General features: G+C 57.3%; 2 rRNA genes. Both read right to left on the reverse strand.

The annotated features are described in order from the left end of the window. Positions 1-23: 23 nt before the first annotated feature. Positions 24-3153 (reverse strand): 23S ribosomal RNA (locus QRN56_RS27210). A 543-nt stretch (positions 3154-3696) separates the two neighbouring features. Beyond that, a 16S ribosomal RNA gene (locus QRN56_RS27215) occupies positions 3697-5219 on the reverse strand. The 16S and 23S rRNA genes sit together here, the layout of an rRNA operon. Positions 5220-5358 lie beyond the last annotated feature (139 nt).

Raw genomic sequence — 5358 nt, forward strand, 5'->3', positions numbered from 1 at the left:
TCTTTTTGACTCGTGTGAGTGTGGTTGTGAAGTTATCGGCAGGTTAGTACCGGTCAGCTCCACAGGTCTTCAGTCCCTGCTTCCACATCCGGCCTATCAACCCAGTGGTCTGCTGGGTGCCTCTCACACACAAGGTGTATGGAAACCTCATCTCGAAGCAGGCTTCCCGCTTAGATGCTTTCAGCGGTTATCCCTTCCGAACGTAGCCAACCAGCCATGCTCCTGGCGGAACAACTGGCACACCAGAGGTTCGTCCGTCCCGGTCCTCTCGTACTAGGGACAGCCCTTCTCAAGTTTCCTACGCGCGCAGCGGATAGGGACCGAACTGTCTCACGACGTTCTAAACCCAGCTCGCGTACCGCTTTAATGGGCGAACAGCCCAACCCTTGGGACCTACTCCAGCCCCAGGATGCGACGAGCCGACATCGAGGTGCCAAACCATGCCGTCGATATGGACTCTTGGGCAAGATCAGCCTGTTATCCCCGGGGTACCTTTTATCCGTTGAGCGACGGCGCTTCCACAAGCCACCGCCGGATCACTAGTTCCGACTTTCGTCCCTGCTCGACCTGTCGGTCTCACAGTCAAGCTCCCTTGTGCACTTGCACTCGACACCTGATTACCAACCAGGCTGAGGGAACCTTTGAGCGCCTCCGTTACATTTTAGGAGGCAACCGCCCCAGTTAAACTACCCACCAGGCACTGTCCCTGATCCGGATCACGGACCGAGGTTAGACATCCGAAGCGATCAGAGTGGTATTTCAACAATGACTCCACCCGAGCTGGCGCCCGAGCTTCACAGTCTCCCACCTATCCTACACAAACCGCACCGAACACCAATACCAAGCTATAGTAAAGGTCCCGGGGTCTTTCCGTCCTGCTGCGCGTAACGAGCATCTTTACTCGTAGTGCAATTTCGCCGAGTTCGCGGTTGAGACAGCGGAGAAGTCGTTACGCCATTCGTGCAGGTCGGAACTTACCCGACAAGGAATTTCGCTACCTTAGGATGGTTATAGTTACCACCGCCGTTTACTGGGGCTTAAATTCTGGGCTTCGCCGAAGCTAACCCGTCCTCTTAACCTTCCAGCACCGGGCAGGCGTCAGTCCGTATACATCGTCTTGCGACTTCGCACGGACCTGTGTTTTTAGTAAACAGTCGCTTCTCCCTGGTCTCTGCGGCCCTCCCCGCGTCCCCCAGCAAGTGGGTTAACGGTTCAGGCCCCCCTTCTCCCGAAGTTACGGGGGCATTTTGCCGAGTTCCTTAACCACGATTCTCTCGATCGCCTTAGTATTCTCTACCTGACCACCTGAGTCGGTTTAGGGTACGGGCGGCTAGTCCCTCGCGTCGAGGCTTTTCTAGGCAGCATAGGATCACCAGATTCCCGCATACACGGTCACTATCAGCTCTCACCCTCAATGACACCCGGATTTGCCTAGGTGTCGGGCTACAACCTTGGACGTGGACAACCATCGCCACGCCTGGCTACCTTCCTGCGTCACCCCTGTTAACACGCTTACCTACTACCGGATCAGGTCCCACGCCTCCCCAACGGTCCGGTCCGAAGACCAGTGTGCTGGATTGGGATGGTTAGTATCACCGGACTCGGTATGGGCGGTACTTCGCCGGTAGGAGAATATCAACTCCTTGTCCATCGACTACGCCTGTCGGCCTCGCCTTAGGTCCCGACTTACCCAGGGCGGATGAACCTGGCCCTGGAACCCTTGGTCATTCGGCGGACGGGATTCACACCCGTCATTCGCTACTCATGCCTGCATTCTCACTCGTGTAGGCTCCACCGCTGGATCACTCCGCGACTTCACTGCCCACACGACGCTCCCCTACCCACCCACACACCTGAACACACACCACAAGGGCGCATGCTGGGCTTGCGATCAAACGCAATGTGAGTGCCACGGCTTCGGCGGTGTGCTTGAGCCCCGCTACATTGTCGGCGCGGAATCACTTGACCAGTGAGCTATTACGCACTCTTTCAAGGGTGGCTGCTTCTAAGCCAACCTCCTGGTTGTCTGTGCAACTCCACATCCTTTCCCACTGAGCACACGCTTAGGGGCCTTAGCCGGTGATCTGGGCTGTTTCCCTCTCGACCACGGAGCTTATCCCCCGCAGTCTCACTGCCGCGCTTGCACTTACCGGCATTCGGAGTTTGGCTGACGTCAGTAACCTGGTGAGGCCCATTAGCCATCCAGTAGCTCTACCTCCGGCAAGAAACACGCGACGCTGCACCTAAATGCATTTCGGGGAGAACCAGCTATCACGAAGTTTGATTGGCCTTTCACCCCTAACCACAGGTCATCCCCCAGGTTTTCAACCCTGGTGGGTTCGGTCCTCCACGCCGTCTTACCGGCGCTTCAACCTGCCCATGGCTAGATCACTTCGCTTCGGGTCTAGACCCGGCGACTATAAACGCCCTATTCGGACTCGCTTTCGCTACGGATACCCCACACGGGTTAACCTCGCCACCGAGCACTAACTCGCAGGCTCATTCTTCAAAAGGCACGCCGTCACCCCTACCAAGGAGGCTCCGACGGATTGTAGGCACACGGTTTCAGGTACTATTTCACTCCCCTCCCGGGGTACTTTTCACCTTTCCCTCACGGTACTTGTCCGCTATCGGTCACTAGGTAGTATTTAGGCTTAGCAAGTGGTCTTGCCAGATTCACACGAGATTTCACGGGCCCCGTGCTACTTGGGATCCCCTCCACCAGGCCGCATCATTTCGTCTACGGGACTCCCACCCACTACGGTCCGGTATTCAACCCGGTTCGACTATGACACGACTTTCTTACTGGCCGGAAGACTGTCAGATCTTCCCGGAAGGTCCCACAACCCCGCACACGCAACGCCTGACAGCTTGACACGCATACGGTTTGGCCTCATCCGCTTTCGCTCGCCACTACTCACGGAATATCTCTTCCTGTCGGTACTGAGATGTTTCACTTCCCGACGTTCCCTCCACACGCCCTATACATTCAGGCGCGGGTAACCGAACATGACTTCGGCTGGGTTCCCCCATTCGGAGACCCTCGGATCACAGCTTGTCTGCCAACTCCCCGAGGATTATCGCAGGCTACAACGTCCTTCTTCGGCTCCTAGTGCCAAGGCATCCACCAATGTGCCCTTAAAAACTTCAGCAACACTACAATCACAGAAACCAAGACAACATGCCCCACAACAACCAACCGAACAAGAGCGAACCCTCACCGGCGATCATCACAGAGCAGTCTTGGAAAAATTCAAAGATGCTCGCGTCCACTATGCAGTTCTCAAGCAACGGACGAACCCACCCAGGCAATCCGCACACGCCAACACCGGCAAGCCGGCTGGTCCGCGTACAACCCGGTGACCCGTGTCCTTCCAGAAACACCCAACCCTCCACACCCGCACCCACCGGTTCGAAGAACCACCAGGAGCGCAGCATGAGGCGGCCGGTTGCCTCAGGACCCAACAGTGTGCTTGGCAAGCCCCGCCGGCGTCGACCCCCACGTTCCAACCAGTGACAAGCACCGGCGTACTAGCGTTGGCCACCACCGAAGGCGACTCTTCGTCAATGTTCCACCCATGAGCAACCACCCCAGACGCGTACGGCCTGGGCATGGCCTCTGCCACCAGCACCCACCACCCACAGGGCGGCACGGCATCCCCGGTGTCCGGGGCCTGATGGAGATGAGCTCCTTAGAAAGGAGGTGATCCAGCCGCACCTTCCGGTACGGCTACCTTGTTACGACTTAGTCCCAATCGCCAGTCCCACCTTCGACCACTCCCTCCCACAAGGGGTTAGGCCGTGAGCTTCGGGTGTTACCAACTTTCGTGACTTGACGGGCGGTGTGTACAAGGCCCGGGAACGTATTCACCGCAGCGTTGCTGATCTGCGATTACTAGCGACTCCGACTTCACGGGGTCGAGTTGCAGACCCCGATCCGAACTGAGACCGGCTTTTTGGGATTCGCTCCACCTCACGGTATCGCAGCCCTCTGTACCGGCCATTGTAGCATGCGTGAAGCCCAAGACATAAGGGGCATGATGATTTGACGTCATCCCCACCTTCCTCCGAGTTGACCCCGGCAGTCTCCCATGAGTCCCCGGCATAACCCGCTGGCAACATAGGATAAGGGTTGCGCTCGTTGCGGGACTTAACCCAACATCTCACGACACGAGCTGACGACAACCATGCACCACCTGTGTACGAGTGTCCAAAGAGAACCCCATCTCTGGGGCTTTCTCGTACATGTCAAGCCTTGGTAAGGTTCTTCGCGTTGCATCGAATTAATCCGCATGCTCCGCCGCTTGTGCGGGCCCCCGTCAATTCCTTTGAGTTTTAGCCTTGCGGCCGTACTCCCCAGGCGGGGCACTTAATGCGTTAGCTGCGGCACAGAACCAGTGGAACTGGCCCCACACCTAGTGCCCAACGTTTACGGCATGGACTACCAGGGTATCTAATCCTGTTCGCTCCCCATGCTTTCGCTCCTCAGCGTCAGTAACTGCCCAGAGACCTGCCTTCGCCATCGGTGTTCCTCCTGATATCTGCGCATTCCACCGCTACACCAGGAATTCCAGTCTCCCCTACAGCACTCTAGTCTGCCCGTACCCGATGCAAGCCCACAGTTGAGCCATGGGATTTCACACCAGACGCGACAGACCGCCTACGAGCTCTTTACGCCCAATAATTCCGGACAACGCTTGCGCCCTACGTATTACCGCGGCTGCTGGCACGTAGTTAGCCGGCGCTTCTTCTGCAGGTACCGTCACTCTCGCTTCTTCCCTGCTGAAAGAGGTTTACAACCCGAAGGCCGTCATCCCTCACGTGGCGTCGCTGCATCAGGCTTTCGCCCATTGTGCAATATTCCCCACTGCTGCCTCCCGTAGGAGTCTGGGCCGTGTCTCAGTCCCAGTGTGGCCGGTCGCCCTCTCAGGCCGGCTACCCGTCGACGCCTTGGTAGGCCATTACCCCACCAACAAGCTGATAGGCCGCGAGCCCATCCCCCACCGAAAAACTTTCCAACACCCACCATGCGGCAGATGCTCATATCCGGTATTAGACCCCGTTTCCAAGGCTTATCCCGAAGTGGGGGGCAGGTTGCTCACGTGTTACTCACCCGTTCGCCACTGATCCACCCAGCAAGCTGGGCTTCACCGTTCGACTTGCATGTGTTAAGCACGCCACCAGCGTTCGTCCTGAGCCAGGATCAAACTCTCCGTAAAAGAGAAACATCCACACCCACCCACAAGGGGCGAGCACGAACAATGATACTGGCCAGACCAAAACCAAACTGGTTAATTGATCCGATCCAAAAACAACCCCCACCGATCCCGACCACACCACCATGCTGGTGATACGACC

The organism is Promicromonospora sp. MEB111 (assembly GCF_030209445.1).
Lineage (GTDB): Bacteria > Actinomycetota > Actinomycetes > Actinomycetales > Cellulomonadaceae > Promicromonospora.